The sequence below is a fragment of the Lentibacillus halodurans genome (genome assembly GCF_900112045.1).
GTDB lineage: Bacteria > Bacillota > Bacilli > Bacillales > Amphibacillaceae > Lentibacillus > Lentibacillus halodurans.
Genome location: NZ_FOJW01000006.1, coordinates 102,722 through 122,080, shown reverse-complemented (window position 1 = coordinate 122,080; position 19,359 = coordinate 102,722). Strand labels below are relative to the sequence as shown.

At 41.9% G+C, this 19,359-nt stretch carries 15 protein-coding genes and 2 pseudogenes; 11 read left to right on the top strand and 6 right to left on the bottom strand.

The window, feature by feature from the left end; genetic code table 11:
• Window positions 1–78: 78 nt before the first annotated feature.
• From sat to BM195_RS08790, 5 genes and pseudogenes are all read left to right on the top strand, one after another.
• Window positions 79–1,100, top strand: a pseudogene (gene sat / locus BM195_RS08810) (sulfate adenylyltransferase).
• A 69-nt stretch (window positions 1,101–1,169) separates the two neighbouring features.
• Window positions 1,170–2,948: an SLC13 family permease gene (locus tag BM195_RS08805; protein WP_090236699.1), complete on the top strand. Its 1,779-nt coding sequence runs from the start codon at window positions 1,170–1,172 to the stop codon at window positions 2,946–2,948.
• A 12-nt stretch (window positions 2,949–2,960) separates the two neighbouring features.
• Window positions 2,961–3,143, top strand: a pseudogene (locus BM195_RS08800) (adenylyl-sulfate kinase); the annotation flags it as partial.
• A gap of 77 nt (window positions 3,144–3,220) precedes the next feature.
• Window positions 3,221–4,438 carry an ISL3 family transposase gene (locus tag BM195_RS08795; protein ID WP_090236697.1) on the top strand — a complete coding sequence of 406 codons (1,218 nt, stop codon included), beginning with the start codon at window positions 3,221–3,223 and terminating at the stop codon, window positions 4,436–4,438.
• Between the two features lie 403 nt (window positions 4,439–4,841).
• Window positions 4,842–5,846 carry a polysaccharide biosynthesis protein gene (locus BM195_RS08790; RefSeq protein WP_090236694.1) on the top strand — a complete coding sequence of 335 codons (1,005 nt, stop codon included), beginning with the start codon at window positions 4,842–4,844 and terminating at the stop codon, window positions 5,844–5,846.
• 743 nt (window positions 5,847–6,589) lie between these two features.
• Here BM195_RS08790 and BM195_RS08785 read toward each other — a convergent pair.
• The 3 genes from BM195_RS08785 to BM195_RS08775 all read right to left on the bottom strand — a co-directional run bounded on the left by BM195_RS08785 (window position 6,590) and on the right by BM195_RS08775 (window position 9,471).
• On the bottom strand, window positions 6,590–7,516 hold the full coding sequence (locus BM195_RS08785) for a glycosyltransferase family protein (protein ID WP_090236691.1): 927 nt from the start codon (window positions 7,514–7,516) through the stop codon (window positions 6,590–6,592).
• A gap of 69 nt (window positions 7,517–7,585) precedes the next feature.
• Window positions 7,586–8,323: a sulfotransferase domain-containing protein gene (locus tag BM195_RS08780; RefSeq protein ID WP_170848201.1), complete on the bottom strand. Its 738-nt coding sequence runs from the start codon at window positions 8,321–8,323 to the stop codon at window positions 7,586–7,588.
• A gap of 5 nt (window positions 8,324–8,328) precedes the next feature.
• A complete protein-coding gene (locus tag BM195_RS08775) occupies window positions 8,329–9,471 on the bottom strand; it encodes a polysaccharide biosynthesis C-terminal domain-containing protein (RefSeq protein WP_090236685.1) in 1,143 nt (380 codons plus the stop codon).
• Between the two features lie 166 nt (window positions 9,472–9,637).
• Between BM195_RS08775 and BM195_RS08770 the strand changes: the two genes are divergently transcribed.
• Window positions 9,638–10,738, top strand: a complete 1,101-nt coding sequence (locus BM195_RS08770; protein ID WP_090236683.1) for a glycosyltransferase family 61 protein — start codon at window positions 9,638–9,640, stop codon at window positions 10,736–10,738.
• A 258-nt stretch (window positions 10,739–10,996) separates the two neighbouring features.
• On the opposite strand, the gene BM195_RS08765 is transcribed toward BM195_RS08770, so the two are convergent.
• The 3 genes from BM195_RS08765 to selD form a co-directional block, all read right to left on the bottom strand.
• On the bottom strand, window positions 10,997–11,389 hold the full coding sequence (locus tag BM195_RS08765; protein WP_090236679.1) for a hypothetical protein: 393 nt from the start codon (window positions 11,387–11,389) through the stop codon (window positions 10,997–10,999).
• A 157-nt stretch (window positions 11,390–11,546) separates the two neighbouring features.
• Complete coding sequence (gene mnmH, locus BM195_RS08760; protein ID WP_244535712.1) at window positions 11,547–12,494, bottom strand: tRNA 2-selenouridine(34) synthase MnmH; 948 nt, start codon at window positions 12,492–12,494, stop codon at window positions 11,547–11,549.
• Window positions 12,495–12,509: 15 nt separating this feature from the next.
• Window positions 12,510–13,553 carry a selenide, water dikinase SelD gene (selD, locus tag BM195_RS08755; protein WP_090236673.1) on the bottom strand — a complete coding sequence of 348 codons (1,044 nt, stop codon included), beginning with the start codon at window positions 13,551–13,553 and terminating at the stop codon, window positions 12,510–12,512.
• A gap of 229 nt (window positions 13,554–13,782) precedes the next feature.
• On the opposite strand from selD, the gene BM195_RS08750 reads away from it, so the two are divergent.
• The 5 genes from BM195_RS08750 (at window position 13,783) to BM195_RS08730 (ending at window position 19,277) form a co-directional block, all read left to right on the top strand.
• Entirely contained in the window at window positions 13,783–14,157 is a 375-nt protein-coding gene (locus tag BM195_RS08750) for a GntR family transcriptional regulator (protein WP_090236671.1), read from the top strand.
• 11 nt (window positions 14,158–14,168) lie between these two features.
• Entirely contained in the window at window positions 14,169–14,858 is a 690-nt protein-coding gene (locus BM195_RS08745) for an ABC transporter ATP-binding protein (RefSeq protein ID WP_090236669.1), read from the top strand.
• Entirely contained in the window at window positions 14,855–15,685 is an 831-nt protein-coding gene (locus BM195_RS08740) for a hypothetical protein (RefSeq protein ID WP_090236666.1), read from the top strand. Before BM195_RS08745 ends, BM195_RS08740 begins: the two co-directional genes overlap by 4 nt.
• Window positions 15,686–15,698: 13 nt before the next feature.
• Complete coding sequence (locus BM195_RS08735) at window positions 15,699–16,892, top strand: hypothetical protein (protein ID WP_090236663.1); 1,194 nt, start codon at window positions 15,699–15,701, stop codon at window positions 16,890–16,892.
• A 1,107-nt stretch (window positions 16,893–17,999) separates the two neighbouring features.
• The gene (locus BM195_RS08730; protein WP_090236660.1) at window positions 18,000–19,277 is read left to right on the top strand and encodes a glycosyltransferase family 2 protein; all 1,278 of its coding nucleotides are present in this window, start codon (window positions 18,000–18,002) and stop codon (window positions 19,275–19,277) included.
• The last annotated feature ends 82 nt before the right edge of the window (window positions 19,278–19,359 follow it).

The following is a 19,359-nucleotide window of genomic DNA, read 5'->3' as shown; positions in this document are numbered from 1 at the left end:
TTGGGCCATGGATGGTTTCAACTTATGTCTTCATTCAATATGTTAGTGTATGGAAACTAGAAATTCGGGGGTTATCGTATGGTCAATCAACCACATGACGGAAGATTAATCAGTTGTGAATTAACTGGACAGAAAAGAAAAGAGGCGATTAAGAATGCTAAATAGCTTCAGTCAATGACTGTCAATTCCTGGGTGGTTTCTGATATGGAACTGATTGGGATAGGCGGTTTCAGTCCGCTGACAGGATTTATGGGGCAGGATGATTATGAAAATGTCGTTAAAAATACACGTCTTGTGGATGGCACAATCTGGAGTATTCCGATTACACTGCCGGCAACCGAAGAACAAGCTAAAAACTTTAATGTTGGTGAACAAATTGCCCTTAAAGGAAAAGATGGCATCATCTATGGAACCATTACCCTGAGGGAGAAATATGCATATGATAAAAAGAAGGAAATGCAAAATATCTATGGCACGGCTGATACCGCACATCCCGCGTGAAAAAAGTCTATGAGAAAGGATATATTTATCTTGGCGGGGCGATTACGCTGCTTAATCGTCCGGATCACAGTCAGTTTGCAGCGCATGACATGGATCCGGCTGATACACGTAAGATGTTTGAGGACCTGGGCTGGAAAACAATCGTTGGTTTCCAAACACGAACCCGGTTCACCGTGCGCATGAACATATTCAAAAGAACGCACTCGAGGCGGTGGATGGCTTGCTGAACCCGCTTGTCGGTGAAACGAAATCTGATGATATTCCGGCGGATGTCCGGGGACCGAAAGAAGCAATTCTGCATGCCATTTTGCGCAAAAACTATGGCTGCACACATTTTATTGTCGGACGTGATCATGCCGTTGATAGCACAATATGAAGAAGAACTCGGTATACAGATTTTCAAATTTGAATATGCGTTTTACTGCAAAGTCTGTGAAAACATGGCATCCGCGAAAACATGTCCGCACGATAAGGGAAATCATGTCCACTTAAGTGGTACAAAAGTGCGTGAACTGCTCCGCAACGGCAAACGTCCGCCAAAAGAATTTTCACGTCCGGAAGTTGCTGATGTGCTGATTAAAGGAATGCGCGAAAATTGAGAAAGGCTGTTTAAAAAGATTGCTCTATTTTTCTTTTGAGCATAGATTAAAAAGGGGATCTGATATCCCATGTCGTTTGAGATGATGTTTGTTCTGATTTTACTTCTGGCTATGTTTGCCGTGCTGATTTTTGAAGTTGCCCGGCCGGACATGGTTATTTTTGCAGTATTGGTTATATTGCTGTTATCAGGCATATTAACGGTTGATGAGGCATTGAGCGGTTTTTCCAATGAAGGGATGCTGACGGTCGCGTTATTGTTCATCGTGGCAGGATCCGTACAAAAAAGTGGTTTAATTGATCAAATGATGGAAAATTGGCTTCAGAACAGCCGCACTCATACAGGTTCGATGCTGCGCTTTTTTGTGCCGATGTCTGCGTTTTCGGCTTTTTTGAACAATACGCCTATCGTTGTAACGTTTACTCCAATTATTAAAAAATGGTGCGAAGATCGCGGCATTGCACCTTCCAAGTTTTTGATCCCATTATCATATGCCACGATTTTGGGCGGTACAGTAACATTGATGGGAACATCCACGAATCTCGTCGTTCACGGTTTGATGCTCGATTTTGGATTAGAGGGCTTTTCATTATTTACATTGGCTGTTGTCGGTGTACCGGCAGCGTTGATTGGCCTCATTTATCTTTTTACAATCGGATATAAATTATTGCCGGATAACAAAGGTTTCAGCCAGCAGATTAGGGGAGACCCGAAAGAGTATATTGCTGAAATGCAGGTGACACAAGATTTCCGTTATCTTGATAGGCGTGTCAAGCAAGCGGGGCTTCGTGATTTGAAAGGTCTTTATCTGATTGAGATTATCCGTGGTGATGAGCGTATTTCACCGGTCAGGTCAACAACGGTGATTCAAAGGGGTGATCGGCTGATTTTTACCGGATTGATTTCAGCCATTGTTGACTTGCAGAAGATTAAAGGCCTGGAGCTGGAAACTGGGACGAACATTGATTTTGATGATCTTAAGGATGGATCGACCAATTTAGTAGATGCCGTCGTGTCGGATCAATCATCGCTTTTATTCAAGTCAATTAAACAGTCGCAGTTCCGTTCACGGTATGATGCAGGTGTCATTGCGGTACACCGGAATAATGAACGGATTAAGAGCAAGGTCGGGGATATCGTATTGAAGCCCGGAGACTCGCTGTTACTGTTGGCAGGAACCGATTTTGTTGAAAAATATCAGCAGTCGAATGACTTTTTTGTTGTGTCGTCATTGGGTACACTGGCTGACCTGAATCTAAACACTAAGAAAGGCTGGTTCTCGATTACTGTGCTGCTCGTCATGATTTTGACGGTAACACTGGGATGGTTAAACATGTTCAAGGCGATGGCATTGGCGGTTTTGGTATTTTTGGCTTCAAAAATTATCACACCTCAGGAAGCCAAGGAATACGTTCACTTCAATGTTTTATTATTGATTGCCAGTTCGCTTGGGATTGGCGTTGCCATGAGGAAAACGGGTCTGGCGGGATGGATTGCGGACGGTCTGTTGGATTTTGGTGAGCCATTGGGATTAGTGGTCATTCTGTTTATGATCTATATCCTGACAAATGTATTTACGGAGATTGTCACCAACAGCGCAGCTGCCGTCATGATGCTGCCGATCGGGATGGAAATGGCGGAGACACTTTCTGTCGAGCCGATGGGAATTGCGGTTCTCATTGCGATAGCCGCTTCTGCAAGTTTCATCACACCAATTGGTTACCAGACGAATTTGATCGTGTATGGCTCTGGTGGTTACAAGTTTACAGATTACGTGAAAGTGGGGACCCCGCTTAGTCTATTAGTGATGATGACGTCTGTATTGATCATATATCATGTATGGTTTTAGGAGGAAGCGCTTATGGCCGAATCAAAAAATATCAAATGGCATGAGTCAAAAGTAACGAAAAAACACAGGTAGCAATTGAATAACCATAAGAGTGCCGTGGTGTGGTTCACAGGTCTGTCCGGTTCAGGTAAATCGACTATTTCGGTTGAACTGGAAAAAGAACTGCATAACATGGGTGTTCGGACGTATCGTTTGGGAAAACACGCAATCTCCTAGTTTTGTTAGACTGAGTTTAGCCCAATAAACCAACCACAAAAAGGAGATGCGTGTAATTGAATTCTAACATTTCTTTACCAGGATTAGAAGCGTGTATCATTACAGAGTCGTTTAATAGCGAGGGGTACTATCAACTTCATGTGAAATTGGAGCGGAAACCCCATTCTTGTCCACGTTGTGGCCAATGGACGGATCAAGTTCATGAATATAGACCACAGAAGATTAAACATACGCAAATCTTCAGTAGAAGGACAAAACTTATTTATCGAAAACGTCGATATGTTTGTGGCGACTGTAAGAAACGATTCTATGAAGATAATTCAATTGTTGAGCGCTATCAAAGGCAATCAATTGAGTTTAAGCAGGCAATTGGGATTGAATTAATCAATGGGAAGAATTTTAAGGATGTGGCTGCTCGCTTTGACACGTCACCGACAACCGTTATGCGTCGTTTTGATCAGATTAGTTTCTCGATGTTAAGCGAGACGAAACAGTTACCAGAAGTCATTGCGATTGATGAGTACAAGGGAGATACAGGCGGCGAAAAGTATCAGACTGTCATTGCAGATCCAATTGAAAGGAGGCCCTTAGATATTCTTAAAGACCGCAAAAAAGAAACCGTAAAGGAATATTTACGCCAACATGGAGATAACGTAAAAGTTGTCGTGATGGATATGAGCCATTCCTTTAAAGCAGCTGTTGATCAGGCTTTAGGAGGACCAGTGGTGGTAGCTGACCGTTTTCACTTTTGTCGATATATCTATTGGGCTTTAGAGAGGGTAAGGCGGAAAGTACAGAATGATTTTGATGATTACGACCGTAAGAAGTGTAAACGAATGCGTCATGTGTTCTATAAGCATTATGAAAACCTGACGGACAGGCAGTTATGGTACTTAAATTACTACTTGGAAAAATCAGATAAGCTAAAGAATGCTTATCAATTAAAAGAAGCTTATCGTTTGTGGTTTAAAACCGCGAAGCGTTTAGCTCCAAATGGTCTAAAGGAGATCAAAGAGAGGCATTATCAGTATTATGATCTTGTGAAGTCGTCAGGGATAAAGGAATTCGAAAAGGTGATCGAAACCTTTCAAAATTGGCAGAAAGAGATTATGAACAGTTTTGGATTGGATTTACATAATGGTTTCGTTGAAGGTATTAACAATCAAACTAAAGTCATTAAACGGAATGCATTTGGTTTTAAACGATTTGACCGATTCAGATTAAAAATTTTATTGCATCATCAATATAAGCATTTCAAAGTTCGGGTCGCATAATTAGGAGTGAGCAAGCAGCTCACCCCAACATTTGACTGAGAGCTGTTTTTTCATGGTGTGATCCTCGATGACCCACTCTAAACAGAAGCACGGGATATCGAAACGATATCGCATTACACACATGTATGCGTTTTGGAACAAAGAACACGTCTGGATTCGCAGCAGCCTTTTTTGCCTTTATTTAAACATATATCATGTACAGTCTACTATTTTCTTCATAAATTGAGGTATAACCTTTTTAAAATTCAATGAGGCGGTTATCAAACAGGGATTGAGTAAACCAATTCAAGTAGTCTACTGTTAGAAGAATCACTGTCATCCTAATCATCAGCCCTGTTCGAATGGACTTATTTTACTAATGATATAAACAGTAGCCATTATCGCTGGAGGGAGTTGTTTAAATGTGTTTCAAAATACGACAATATTGATTACAGGAGGGACAGGTTCCTGGGGACATGAACTCGTAAAAAAACTGCTTTCATTTCAGCCAAAGGAAATAAGGATCTTCTCACGTAATGAATTTGCTCAGGTGAAAATGAAAAGGACATTTTCGGATAATCCTTATTTAACATTTGTAATTGGTGATGTAAGAGATTTTGAAGCAGTAAATGAAGCGGCAAAAAATGTCGACTATATATTCCATCTTTCGGCCCTCAAACATGTACCGATATGTGAAGACCAGCCTTCAGAAGCGTTAAAGACCAATGTATATGGTACGGAGAATATTATCAAAGCAAGTTTAAATCAAAAGGTAAAAAAAGTTATTGATGTTTCGACAGATAAAGCGGTTCAACCAATAAATTTTTATGGACTAACGAAAGCGATCGGTGAAAAACTAATCATTCAGGCCAATCAATTAAGCAGTCATACACGTTTTGTCTGTATCCGTGGTGGCAATGTTATTGGTACAAATGGCAGTGTCATCCCGTTTTTTAAAGAACAAATAACAATCCATCATACAGTTCCGCTTACATCCAGGGAAATGACACGCTTCTTCCTGACGGTTTCTCAAGCCATTGATTTGCTGTTATATGCATCCGAACAAGCGATTGGCGGAGAAATATTTGTCATGAAAATGAAAGCATGCCGGATTGTTGACTTAATAGACGTTCTGGAAAGACATTTTGCCACAAAAGACATTGTCATCAATGAGATTGGAATACGTCCAGGCGAGAAACTCCATGAGGTGTTAGTATCAAATGCCGAATCTCGCAACACTTATAAATTTGATGATAATTACTATGTTATTTTACCTGTCAATGCTTCAGAGGAGGTAAAGAAAAGATATGAGAATTTACCAAAGGTGGCCTTCAAACGATATCAATCCAATAGCGAACTAATGTCAACGAGCGAAATTGAACAAATTCTTATGAAAGCTAATGTTATCACATCACAGGAACTTTTTTAAAATGACGGTGAGTGGCGTGACAAAAAAGTCAGTCAAAATATGCAAAAAATGAGGCTGGGACAAAAGGATATTAGCCAAAGATACATCCGAACGATGATTCCACTATGATTGGAACAGTTCGGATTTATCTTTTGAGGGTATTGTTGAAAATTGGTTGCGAATGATCGATCAACTGAGAAGTTACTTGGCCTTAGATTCGCTTTTTTCCATGCTTTTGTTGGTGAATGCATGATGGTCGCTGCGGAAAAATACGCCCTTTCCGGGGCAGGGCCTCAGCTAACTTTGCAAAAAACACACTTGGCAAAGTGGATCTTCTGCTCGCGCTGTTCCCCCAGGCGTGTCGCATTTTTCTGCAGCTTAGAATCGTGTTCTCATAAGGTGACAGCAAGTTCAATGAATATCGTTCTATAAGTTCTTTTCTTTCAACCATCAACACCCCAACATGAGCGGAGGCAGCATACGGAGACTCCTATGGGAACCGCACGAGCCAAAGCCCCCGCAGGAAAGAGGTCTTTGCTTTCCGAGGAGGCTGAGGCCGTGCCCATGGAAAGCGCAGTATGCTGCTGGAGCGAATGATCTCACGCCACTAAAATCAGAATGGAAGGAAGGCTGCACCAAGACAAATGTGACTGTTGAAAAAGTAAAATGCTGCACTTCCTCTGCCCTGTAATCGTTCGTCTTTAGCGTGGAAAGTTTTAGTTGTGTCCCACCCTCATTTTTGTTTAACGGATCTAATACCCCGATTATAAAATCTTCTTTATTTGTCGGACTAATTGTCTTGCTCGATGAGCGGTTGAATGATGGTTATGAACGAAGCGGCAGCCCTCTGCGGTAATTCTTTCCCGCTCTTTGGTATTTTTCAGATAGTACGCAGCCCTTTCTGAAAAGTTTTTCGCATTTATAGTCACAAAATGCTTTCCTGGTATTAAGCCAATCTCCTTAAGTTCCGGTAAGGCAGGAGCCATTAGTAAGGTTTTGCACGCTGGCACTTCAAAATATTTGAATGTCACAACTTGACGAACGGAGCCGCATGCAAAAAACAGTTTAGCCTGATTAATGGTCTTCGCATAGTTTTCCCCGATTAATGCCTTTTCTGTCTGTTCCTTTGTAAAATCTCGCCATCCCGGATGAGGACGGTTGAAAAATTTGGGGTTATTTTTGTAATGCTGTAATATCTTTTCTCTTAATGGGTAGATTTGCGGAAGAGAAACTTCTCCCAGCATCATTAAATCGACCGTTTTTTCAGCACCGTAGTCTTTAAATATTGATGTATTGGCAAATTGCGGGAGAAAGAACACTTGATCATTCTTTTGTCGTGGATAATAATTGTAAAAATTATGCTGGCATATGACAAAGAATGTCCTGATATGATTAGCTGTTATATACCTTCTTCGCTGTTCCACAAATCGGTGAGCGTCGTTTACCATCAGTCCTACAGGTATACTGATATCGGATAAACCGGTGACAACAGGCGTAAATGTTTTACCTACGTCATTGATGATTAAAATGAAATCCGGTTTTTCAGAGGTTTTTCGTAATATTTTGTTGATATGACCGGATTTTCGATAAACCATCAAGGTTGTCACCTTTGCTAATTCCTTCTCCAAATCGTCATAATTATTATTGGTAAAACGAGAGGTATTGGCTGCAATCAGCAATAATTTGAGCATCGGTTAATCACACCTTTTTCCTGAAATAAAAAACGCCCTCTATGATCAGAAGGCGCTTAAAATGGCGTTTTACTTATACCCTAATCGTGATAAAGTCTTATCAAATGTCTGATTGATTTGTTGCTGTTGCGCTTTGCTCAAAACAGATTTCCATTTATTCGCCTTGCCTTCCCTTACAAAAGGGATGTTTTGATTGACGAACGGTGAATTGTGGTTTAAATGGGAATGCTGTTTCTGTTCCAATGCTTTCATATTATCGAAAGAAGCCCAACTGACAGCTTCGTTGATTTCTTGTTCTGACCTGTCTAAGTTTAAGAAGCGTATAATCCTTTTTGCTTCTTTAGAAGGATTTTCAAGAAGATCTTCGTATTTAACAAGCAGGAAACCATTTTTAACCTTTTCCTGATTGTCGAGCCAGCTTTCTATATTCGCATCCCACATTCCGGGCCCAATACCGCCTTCCATAAACACCTCGAAAAACTCATCAAAATCACGGCTTTCACCATAATACTTCTGAAAATGATGAAAATAGGAAATGACGACATCCCTGGGATCCCTTACCAGGTAAATGACTTTGGGATAGGATGGATCATAACTGTCATGGCTCCATACAAGATGAGGGGGTGGCAAGTTTTCGATTGGTTCGCTTGATACATTTTGGATCATTTTACCTTTTGTGGCCCAATCCATTTTTTTCCGATATAATAACATGGCGACGAGAAACAATAAGAAATTGTTCCCTGATTTAGGATAGGCAACCAGGCAAATATCGTCTTCCTGACATGTATATGTCCGATCTGTTGACACGGTTATCATCCTTTCTTTTCATCAGTTTCGTTCGGCTGAACATTTAATGGAATGGTATCTGGGTTATCCGGATCAAACAGTTCATTGGCCCAAAACAAAACAATGATCTCACCGTCTGTTACGTTTTCAATCGAATGGGTATAACCAGGCGGGATATCGACAAATGCGATGTTTTCGTCTGAGATCGTATAGTTGATCAGTTCATCGGAATCGATCTTCCTTAATTTAATATTTGCCGACCCCTTAATGACGCAAAATTTTTCCACTTTTGTATGATGATAATGATTCCCTCTTATAACGCCCTTTCGTGATGTTGACATAAATACTTGACCGGCCTGGTGTGATTTGATTAATTCAACCAAACTTCCTCTTTCATCTTGATGTGCCGGCAAACTGTATGAAAACATATTCTCATCTAAATAAGATAAATAGGTTGTATACAAGTACTTTGTTAATTTGTCGGATAGGTCAGGGATGATTAGCGATTGTCGCATGTCCTTTATTTTGTGAAGTCTGTGAGCCAGTTCCCCTATCGTTGTATGGAAGGTATGATGGATATGATCATAGAATGTCTCTTCCGTCTTTTTCCGGTTAAGACAATACGTGAAACTATCCACAACATCGTCAATATATACGAGTTCAAGCGTTTTGTTCGCATCGTGAATGTCGATATCCCGATCATGTGCCAATTCATGACAAAAAGTCGCAACAACGGAGTTATAATGCGGTCTGCACCACTTGCCAAAGACACCCGGCAGTTGGTAAATATATACGTCTGCGCCGGTCTCCATACTATAGCTTTTCAGTACCTTTTCGGCAGCTTTTTTACTTAAACCATAGGGTGTATCAAGTTCAGCTTGAGTTGAAGATGAAAAAACGATTTTCGGTGTCTTTTGATGCGCCCTTAAATAACTGACGATTGATTCAGTAAGCCCTCTATTGACGCTTGCAAATTCCTCGTTATTTTGTGGTCTGTTCACCCCTGCCAGATGATAGATGATATCCACCTTGTCTAAATGTTTATACAGCAGTGACAGGTCATCCCCGCGATAAAACGGTTTGACAGAGACTCCTTTTTCCCTTTGTAATCTTTCGATAAGATTTTTACCGATAAATCCGCCTGCACCGGTTACGAGTACGTTTATCATGGCATGATCCTCCCATTTCTGTTCACCACGCATTGATCCAGTTGGTATAGTGGGGCAGTCGTTCAACACTGTTGAAGACTTTTCTACATATTATGGAGTACGCTAGGATACGTGCAAAAATAGGGCATGGGCCAAGGTCGTTAATGGAAAAGGGGGATGTATAGGTATGTCGGGTTTATATATTCATACGAAAGATTGGATTGAAAAAACGACCCCAAAATCAGATATACAAGATTTTTATAAAGAATTCTATACAAATGAAACAGTAAAATATACGCTTCCAAAAGGGGACCAGCCGCAATGGGTTGATTGGGTATATCCACCACGATTTGGGGAGAATCACAAGTTTCGCAAGTCTTACGTTTCAAAGATAGAAAACGGCAGTATATGGATGTGTGATAAAGGGGGTGGCATGGTTTATGCATTAACACCTGATCAAACATGTTTGCATGATATGGTTTTTCATTTATATTGGCGATATTTTGAAAAGACTGCAGTGCATAAAATCCCTTCCGCCTCTCCTTATTATGGAACATTGGGCGTTTTGGCCTGGGCTGGGCACGCTAATTACTGGCATTGGTTACACGATACGTTGGGACGTTATCATTTGCTGCAGCTCAGCGGTTTTAAGATTGATAAATATGTCTTGCCGCCTCTAACATTGCCGTTTCAGCGGGAAACGGTTAACATGCTTGGTATCCCTGAGGATAAAATCTTACAGCTTACGTCGGGAAAGCACTTGAAGGCAGAAAATTTGATTTTGCCATCTGTCCCATTTAACGCAGGAACATGTGTGAATTGGACCGTTGAATTCCTTCGAGACGCATTTCTGAAAGCGGACCGCCATACAAGCTCAAGTAACTATGAACGTATCTATATCAGCCGGGAAGATGCCTCGTGGCGAAAGGTTGCGAATGAACCTAAGCTTATGAAACTTTTAATCCAAAAAGGATTTAAAAAAATTGTTTTGAGTTCTTTAACCGTCCAGGAACAAATCGACATTTTTTCTTCAGCCAATGTTATTATAAGTCCGAATGGTGCCGGGCTTGCAAATATTATGTTCTGTCAGCCTGGAACGAAAGTCATTCAGTTATTCACCTCAACGTCAGATGAATTCCTGAAAATTGGACAGTATTTAGGTTTGGATTATTATTTTCTGAAGTGCAGGAATGCGAACCCCGGATCAAGAGCACATGAAATCATCAAAAACCTTGTGGTTGATGTGAAAAAATTATCAAGGATTCTGGAGGATGAGGGGATAAATTAGTTAGGCAGTCCTTGATCTTATGAGGTAAAGATGCATAACAATTTACGACGCATTTGGAAGATGATTATTCAGGTCATTATTCGTTATGCTAGTCATAGGCAACTGTGGTTAGCAAGCATTTCTGGATTATTAAACGACTAATTTAAGAAAGAAAGCCATATAAAGCTGTTTAAAAAGCGAATTTGCTTTCGAAAAAATGCAGCACACCAAACTTTGTGTCATTTGATGTGCTATTTCATTAACCGATCAAGCTGCATGTTATGTTTCTTCATCCGTCCTCATAAATGTCAGCACGACAAATAGCACAAAGCTCAAAAGCATTATGGAGCCGCCGACAATAAAAAATACGGTCACAAATCCGTCAGCCAGGTCAAATGGCCGCAAATAATAGAGCCACATGCCTGTCGTGAGGCCGATTGCTCCGATAATGGCTGTTAAGACGTGCAGTGTGGCGATGATCGTTTTGACAGGAGTAAAAATTTTATAGTAGACAGCCCATGCGAATAATGTCAGCCAGCCGACGACCAGAATGTGGGCGTGTACCGTTTTGAATGCCGGGCTGCCTGCTCCTGCCATGTGCGAGCCGATAAATGCACCGATCACGGCGAATATGGCGGAAAATCTGAGTAACATCTTACTGTACTGGTTCACACTGATCTCTCCCTTATGTTCTATTTGCCTGTAACGGTTCCAAGATGTTCATATACACTCAGCCTTTTTGCGGATACATCTCATGAAGTGTACGCTCTATCCGGGTGACTGCATCATTCATATTGGATACCTGAATGGTTTTAATATTGCGATGCAATTATTTTTCAGCCATGTGCTCATATCTCGGGTCATAGTAAAATTCGAGCAGCATTTGGACAGCCTGTTGATAATTTTCTTCTTTCAGATCTGCATCAATCTGTTTGGCGATTGGGGTATGGATCCTTTTTTTGATGTACTGGTATGCTTCGATGAATTTTTCAGGCTGGTTCCAGGGCTGATAATCATCCATAATGTTCCGTACTCTTTGTTCCATCGGTAAATCAATAAACAGTTGTGTGCTCTGTTCTTTCTTCGTGTGCAGAAATACCGGCATGGTTACGTTGCCAATACGTCTGCTTTCACCTTCCATTAAAACGAATGGTGCATCGTTGTATTTTTGAATTGCCTGAACAAGCTGTGATTCAAATTTTTTCTGTTTGTTTGGTTCAAGTCCGATGTGCCCGAAAATGGATCCCCTGTGTCCAGCCATTCCCTCCAGATCAATAGCCGGATAGCCTTTATCAGACAATTGGTGCAGCAGTTTGGTTTTACCTGTGCCTGTATTGCCGTTCAATACAATGATATCTGGTGAACATTCCGCTTTCTCGAGTTCACCGATCACCCATTGGCGATAGGACCGGATTCCGCCTTGCAGCCGGTTCACCTCAATGCCCATCAAGTCCACAACAGTAGCGGCTGTTTTGCTGCGCATGCCACCCCGCCAGCAAAAAACAGTTTTTGGTGTGTCGATCTGCCGGAATTCACCAATGAAATTAGGAAGCTTGGCAGACATGATTTCCAGTCCGCGCTGTTTGGCAGCCTCTCTACTCACTTGTTTATAAAGGGTACCCACTTCTGCCCGCTCCTCGTCGGTAAATACGGGGATGTTGATGCTGCCTGGGATTGTCGCTTCGTTAAATTCCTGAGGGGAGCGGACATCAATAACGGTATGGTTTTCGTTATGCTGTTTTTCCATTAACGCTTGTAACGTTATATCCTGAAACAAATGATCACTTCCTCATTACTCAACCGTGATTCGTCCATTATGGCCGTCAGTCACTTCACCGATTTTTTTAGCTTCAACACCTTTATGCTGCAAATCTGTCAAAAGTGTATCAGCATCGTTTCCATCTGCTGACAGGAGCAGTCCGCCTGATGTGACCGCATCACACAAAATCCATTTGTCCAACTGATCGAAATCTTCCGGAAACGTAACGATATCCTTTATGTGATCATAGTTATTTTTCGTGCCTCCGGGAACGGACCCTGCCTCGGCCAGTTCTTTCACGCGTGAAAGTACAGGGACCGCTTTTGAATCAATATGGATTTCAACATCGCTGCCAGCCGCCAGTTCAGAAGCATGGCCGAGCAGTCCAAAACCGGTGACGTCAGTACTGGCATTTATTTTGAAATCTTTCATCGTTTCGGCAGCCGTTTTATTCAATGTGGTCATAACGTCAGTCACACGATCAATTTCATCTTGCTCAAGCAGTCCATTTTTCAGGGAAGTGGTCTTGATGCCGACCCCGATTGGTTTGGTCAAAATCAGCTTGTCCCCCGGTTTGGCCCCAGAGTTAGTTCGCAAATTGTCGGGATGCACTGTCCCTGTGACGGCAAGTCCGAATTTTGGCTCCTGATCATCAATCGAATGACCGCCGGCAAGGGAAACATTAGCTTCCTCCAATTTATCACCTGCACCGCGCAAAATACCGGCAAGGATGCTTTCGTCCAGTGTAGAAATAGGATAGGCAACGATATTCAGTGCTGTGATCGGGGTTCCGCCCATTGCATACACATCACTGATCGCATTGGCAGCCGCAATCTGACCGAAAGCATATGGATCATCGACAATCGGTGTAAAAAAATCAACTGTCTGAACGAGTGCGAGGTCATCGGTTAATTTATAAACGCCTGCATCATCACTTGTGTCCAATCCGACAAGTAAATTCGGATTCGGTAGAGACTGCGGAAGTGAGCGCAGTACATTTTCCAGGTCGGCTGGTCCGATTTTGCACCCGCATCCGCCTTTTGAAGAGAGAGATGTGAGTTTGACGGCGTTTGTCATTTCGATCATCCTTTCAACGCATTCATGTACCTACATTTTAGCATATATGTCCGGGCTGCTGTTTACTGGCACGCGATAAAATTTTGAATGAGCTGTTGACTTCCTGGTGTATTAACCATATAATACACACCAAAGGATGTATTACACACTTAATACACATTTTTTTAACCATAGTGTATTAATCTATTAATACACTGGCGTCCATCTGAGTTTAGTGGGAGATGTGATTATGAATGTAATGTTTAATAAACGGGATCCGGTTTATGTGCAGGTCATCCGGTATTTCAAGGAGCAGATTGCGACTGGTATGTTTGAATCGGGGCAGGAAATCCCGTCACGGCGGGAGCTGGCGAACAGATTAAAAATCAATCCAAATACCGCACAGCGGGCTTACAAAGAAATGGAGGAAGCGGGTTTGATTTACACAGAACGGAATTTGCCGAGTAAGATTACGAAAGATGAAGCGATCCTCAAATCTGTCAGGCAGGAACTGATTATGGAAGCGGTGGATGATTTTGTCAGTTCGATCCGGTCGATTAATGTTCCGGTTGACGAAGTGCTGGATTTGGTTAAAGAGACATTTGAAAACGAGGACGATAAATAGGAGGTTTATATATGATTGAAGTAAACGATATTAAGAAAAAATTCGGACGCAAACAGGTTCTGAATGGGGTATCCTTTACGGCTGAAAAAGGTAAAATCACTTGTATCATCGGGATAAATGGTGTCGGCAAAACGACAATCATGAATGCGATCATGAACCTGACACCGCTTAATGGCGGTCAGATACTTATGAATGGTGAGTCCATTGGTAAACAAAGCTATGAACAAATCACCTTTATTCCGGATGCTATTATTATGCAGCCGAACATGACGATTGCTGAATCGATGCAGTTTATGACGGACTTTTACGACAGCTGGAATCAGGAGCGCGCAACGGAATTGCTAGATTTTTTCAAGCTGCAGGAAAGTGAGAAAATCAATAATCTGTCGAAAGGGAATCGGGCTAAAGTTAACTTATTGCTTGGACTGGCGCTCGATGTTGACTATTTACTGATGGATGAGCCATTCTCAGGGATCGACATTTTCAGCCGGGAGCAGATTGCTGAAGTGTTTACGAGCCACTTGGTTGAAGATAGGGGCGTCATTATTACGACGCATGAAATCAATGATATTGAGCACTTGATTGATAAAGCAGTGCTTTTGGATGAAGGGAAGGTGTTAACGGAATTTAACAGTGAGGAAGTACGAGAAACAGAAGGCAAATCAGTCGTTGATGTGATGAGAGAGGTGTATCAGCAATGAATCGTTTCCTGAAATTAGTAAACTTTGAATTAAATCGCTTTATGAACATATACCTGGTGCTGATTGCGCTGACGGTCATTGTTCAGGCTGCAGGCGTGATCGTGACAGCCAATGCGTACATGGATAAAGCCAATCAGGCCATCAATGAAGAAATGCTATCGGCAGCACAGTTTATTGAACAATATGGTGCCATGTCATTTTTGGACTTTGCCCGGGGTCTATGGTTCACGGGGCCGATTGCAGTATGTGCGGCAGCATTGTTATTTTATATTTTTATGATCTGGTATCGTGACTGGCTTGGAAAAAACACGTTCATTTATCGATTGCTGATGCTGCCGACAGCCCGGCTGAATGTTTACCTTGCCAAAGCGACTTCAATTGTGTTGATGGTGCTCGGGCTTGTATCCGTACAGCTTATTATCCTGCCTCTGGAAAATAGTGTGCTGAAGTGGATGGTTCCGGCGGATTTCAGAACGGATATGACAGTTGGTCAGATTGTTAAGTGGGATTATTTATCTATACTCGTTCCGCAATCCTTTACAGAATTTATCCTGTATTATGGTGCCGGGTTTATGGCGGTATCCGTTTTGTTCACAGCTATATTGTTCGAGCGCAGTTTCAAGTGGAAAGGGATATTTCTTGGGATCGGGTATGCTGCTATTTCCGCTATCATCATGCTGTCACCGCTTTTGGCCACTGCTTTTATGGATCATTATTACTTGTATCCGTTGGAAACATTCGGCCTTGAAGTTGGATTGGGGCTGATCTTGACAGCCTTGACTCTTTGGATGGGTCATTACTTACTGACGAAAAAAATCACAGTATGAGAGGGGTTATTGAATGAAACGATATTGGCGATTAATCGCAGTCATATTGCTAGTTGTGCTGACGATTGGGACGTTTTATATCCAATCAGCTATCGCAGCAAATGGTCTGCAGGATATAACGGTTGAAAAAGTGAGCGGAAACGAGGATGAAATGGAGCCAGTTACGATAAGCGGGAGCTACATGCTTGGCAATGCCATGGATGAGTCTGTACAGGTCGATGTAGAAGGAACCACATACGGCAGCGAACAATCCTTTTTCAAACGTTTCAGGAACGGTTTTTTCCATGAAAGGATTCTTCAGTTGCAGCAAGCACACAGGAATTTTATGCGTGGTAAAGGCGGAAGTATTTCTTCTTACATGGAAACAGCAGATACACTCGCTTATGCGAACGTGATCAATCAAACGATGCCTGGACGAGGTGAAATCAAGTTTGATATTGCGGTTTTGGATAAAAAAAATGACGAAACAACGTCGTTTACAGTTCCTGTCCCGAACAGAGCCATGTATGCCCAAGTACAGGTGCAAGATGTGCAAATGACGGATGATGAATTACATGTTATGACGCGCAATTATCCAAGGGATGGAGGAGAAGAAGCACACCTTTACCGGTTTGATATTCCTGATCAGGATATTACCGGTGATGATACGATGATATCTGGTGATATACAGGAGAGTGAACGAACGTATTTTAACATGGTAACCGACTCTGATGAGACAGCCTCCCATGATGATGTAATCTTTAAAAAAACGACACGGACGAGTGGACTGGACGATGATCAGAACTCGGGAGCAGAACAGCCGGCTCAAGACGTAACGAACAACTATATCATCTATGATCCGGAGACAGAAGAAACGAGATCGTTGGAACTCCCGGAATCATTAGTGGATCAAGATATTTTGGACCGCGACAATACGACGCTTTACTTCGGGAGTCAGCAACAGATTGTACAGTATGACTTGGAAACAGAACAAATCACCAGTGAAATAGAGGTTCCGACGTCTTATGAAGAAACTGAAAAGCTTGGAAGTATCACCCGCATCAAAAATGATAAGGCGTATATGCTGACAAGAAATCAGCAAGCTCCGCGACGACTGCTCGTGCTTGATTTAACATCCGGTAATACCCTGTTTGAAGGAAAAATTAAGCTTGACGAACCTGTTGGACAGGATGCTTCGCTTCATTTTTATGAATTATCTGTTGAGTAAAATGGGCGAGGCAGGGATAAAAGGATATAAGCCAAAGATAAATTCGAACGATGATTCCACTATGATGGGAACAGTTCGGATTTATCTTTTGAGGTATGTTTGAACATTTGTTGCGCATGATCCATCAACTGAGAAGTCACTTGGTCTTAGATTTGCATTCTTCCATGCTTTTGTTGGTGAGTGCATGATGGTCGCTGCGGAAAAATACGCCCTTTCTGGGGGCACGGCCTCAGCTAACTTTGCCAAGAAAACTTGGCAAAGTGGATCTTCGGCTCGCGCTGTTCCCCCAGGCGTGTTGCATTTTTCCGCAGCTTAGAATCGTGTTCTCATCAGGTGACAGCAAGTTCAATGAATATCGTTCTATAAGTTCTTTTCTTTCAACAATCAGCACCCCAACATGAGCGCAGTATGCTGCCGGAGCGAATGATCGTACGCAACTAACATCAGAATGGAAGGAACAAATTGTCACGCTTTCGCAGTGGTATCAACGATGAATTGGATGTGACTGTTGAAAAAGTAAAATGCTGCACTTCCTGCCTTGTAATCGTTCGTCTTTAGCGTGGAAAGTTTTAATTGTGTCCCAGCCTTGCCAAAATTTCCTGCTTATTAATAATCCCCGTTAAAAGTAGAAAAAGGAAGCTTAAAACGATTGGCCCTTCACAATTCTGAGTGTTTTTTATACACATTTTACGGTTAACGCTTATGTTATTTGTACTCTATGTGAAAAGGGATATTCATACTGCCAAAACGACTCGTATTCGGCATTGGAATCAAACTTTAAATAAAGTGTGAGTTTGGAAAGCCGGTGGTCAGCCGGCTTCCAAGGGTAAAACTCATGGGATGTGACTCTCAACAAGGCCTTGTATCGATTACTATATGTTATGAATCGCATACCAAATTGAATCGGCATTTCTACCAAGAGATTGGCACATCTTCTAGTATACCGGGACAGATGACATATTTCTTCAGGAAAGGTGATAATGATACAAATATTGGAAAAATGTTGAATTAGATTAAGTGGTATATACATTTGTTCCGGTTCATACAAATTATACTTGGGTATTATAAGTTTTTTAGAGGTATGTCACATGATTGGAGGAATTCAGTTTGAACGATATAACGGCCATCCTCGTTCATTATGCTGATCAGGCAGTATTGTCTAAAGCACTTATGTCGCTAACCCCCATTCGTTCCAGACTGAACTCGGTGATCGTTTTTCAGCAAGGAGAGAGCGCTTTTAAGCTCGTGCCTGAGATTGATTGGTCCGACCGAATTCGCTCTGTGCCAATTGAAGATCAGGACGCCGGAGACATATTGCAAGATTTCATCCATACGATCGATACAACCTATGTGTTGTGGCTGACCGGCACTGATTATCTTTCCGCTGCCAACACGTCTAATTCTCTGCAGCTTACCCAGAACAAGTCTGTTTTAGGCACTTTTAAATATAACCGGAACATGGCTATTCAGCACCCTTTACTCGTTCGGACGTCATTTCTAAAAGAGCATCCGTTGATGTCATCTTCAGAGCTGCCTTTCAAGGAGATGCTTTTTCCTGTCTGGCTTTCTCGGGTTGAAAATTCAAAGAAACATTTTAAAGAAGGTCTCATTAAGGAAGCCAGGAAAAGTAACGCCAGAAATACGATCGAAAAACAAACAATCATCCAAAAATACCAGCTTGAAAAAGTCAAAACGCACCACCCCAGCCTTTCAATTATCATGTCAGCTTACAACATGGCAGCATATGTCCAAACGGCTGTTGTTTCCAGTCTGTTGCAAAACGAACAGCCAGAGCAGTTACTGATCATGGATGACGGATCCATTGACAGTACCCATCAGCGGCTTTTGTACTATCATGATGATCGGCGGGTAAAGGTATTTCGTAAAAAGAACGGGGGAAAGGCTCGGGCATTAAATGAGTTACTGCCTTATGTTACAACTGATTTTATATTGGAACTGGATGCTGACGACTGGCTTGATCCTGATGCGGTTTCAGTCATCAACAAACATCTCGCGGATCTTCCGAATGATGTGTCGGTTTTATACGGCAATCTCAGAAAATGGAAACAGTTGAAAGATGACGTGCTGTTTAAAGGTATTGCTAAAGGAAACTTCATCAGGGGGAGAAAGGACCTTTTGTCATACCGTTTTCCGCTGGGACCGCGCGTCTATCGTACTTCTTCACTCAAAAAGGCAGATGGCTTTCCGGTTATTGATTTTGCAGATGGCAGGCTATACGAAGATGTCAGTGTTTTAAACCGGTTAATCAGCAACGGCCGGTTTCTATATCGGGATTTTACCGTATATAATGTCCGGGAACACAAAGAAAGCATTACCAAACAAAACCACGTCAGCTGGGAAAAATTTTTAAAATCACTTGAATAATGGAAGGAATACTGGCCATTTTTTTAACCACTGGTTTTAAGACGAAAATCCCCCGGCAGTGTTGAACCGGGGGAGGCAATGT

Bases quoted from the DNA above. Each gene is read 5' to 3' on its own strand.
- BM195_RS08750 (WP_090236671.1), top strand. From the start codon at position 13,783: ATGAATGTAATGTTTAATAAACGGGATCCGGTTTATGTGCAGGTCATC.
- BM195_RS08735 (WP_090236663.1), top strand. From the start codon at position 15,699: ATGAAACGATATTGGCGATTAATCGCAGTCATATTGCTAGTTGTGCTG.
- selD (WP_090236673.1), bottom strand. From the start codon at position 13,553: ATGACAAACGCCGTCAAACTCACATCTCTCTCTTCAAAAGGCGGATGC.
- BM195_RS08805 (WP_090236699.1), top strand. From the start codon at position 1,170: ATGTCGTTTGAGATGATGTTTGTTCTGATTTTACTTCTGGCTATGTTT.
- BM195_RS08740 (WP_090236666.1), top strand. From the start codon at position 14,855: ATGAATCGTTTCCTGAAATTAGTAAACTTTGAATTAAATCGCTTTATG.
- BM195_RS08785 (WP_090236691.1), bottom strand. From the start codon at position 7,516: ATGCTCAAATTATTGCTGATTGCAGCCAATACCTCTCGTTTTACCAAT.
- BM195_RS08770 (WP_090236683.1), top strand. From the start codon at position 9,638: ATGTCGGGTTTATATATTCATACGAAAGATTGGATTGAAAAAACGACC.
- BM195_RS08775 (WP_090236685.1), bottom strand. From the start codon at position 9,471: ATGATAAACGTACTCGTAACCGGTGCAGGCGGATTTATCGGTAAAAAT.
- BM195_RS08745 (WP_090236669.1), top strand. From the start codon at position 14,169: ATGATTGAAGTAAACGATATTAAGAAAAAATTCGGACGCAAACAGGTT.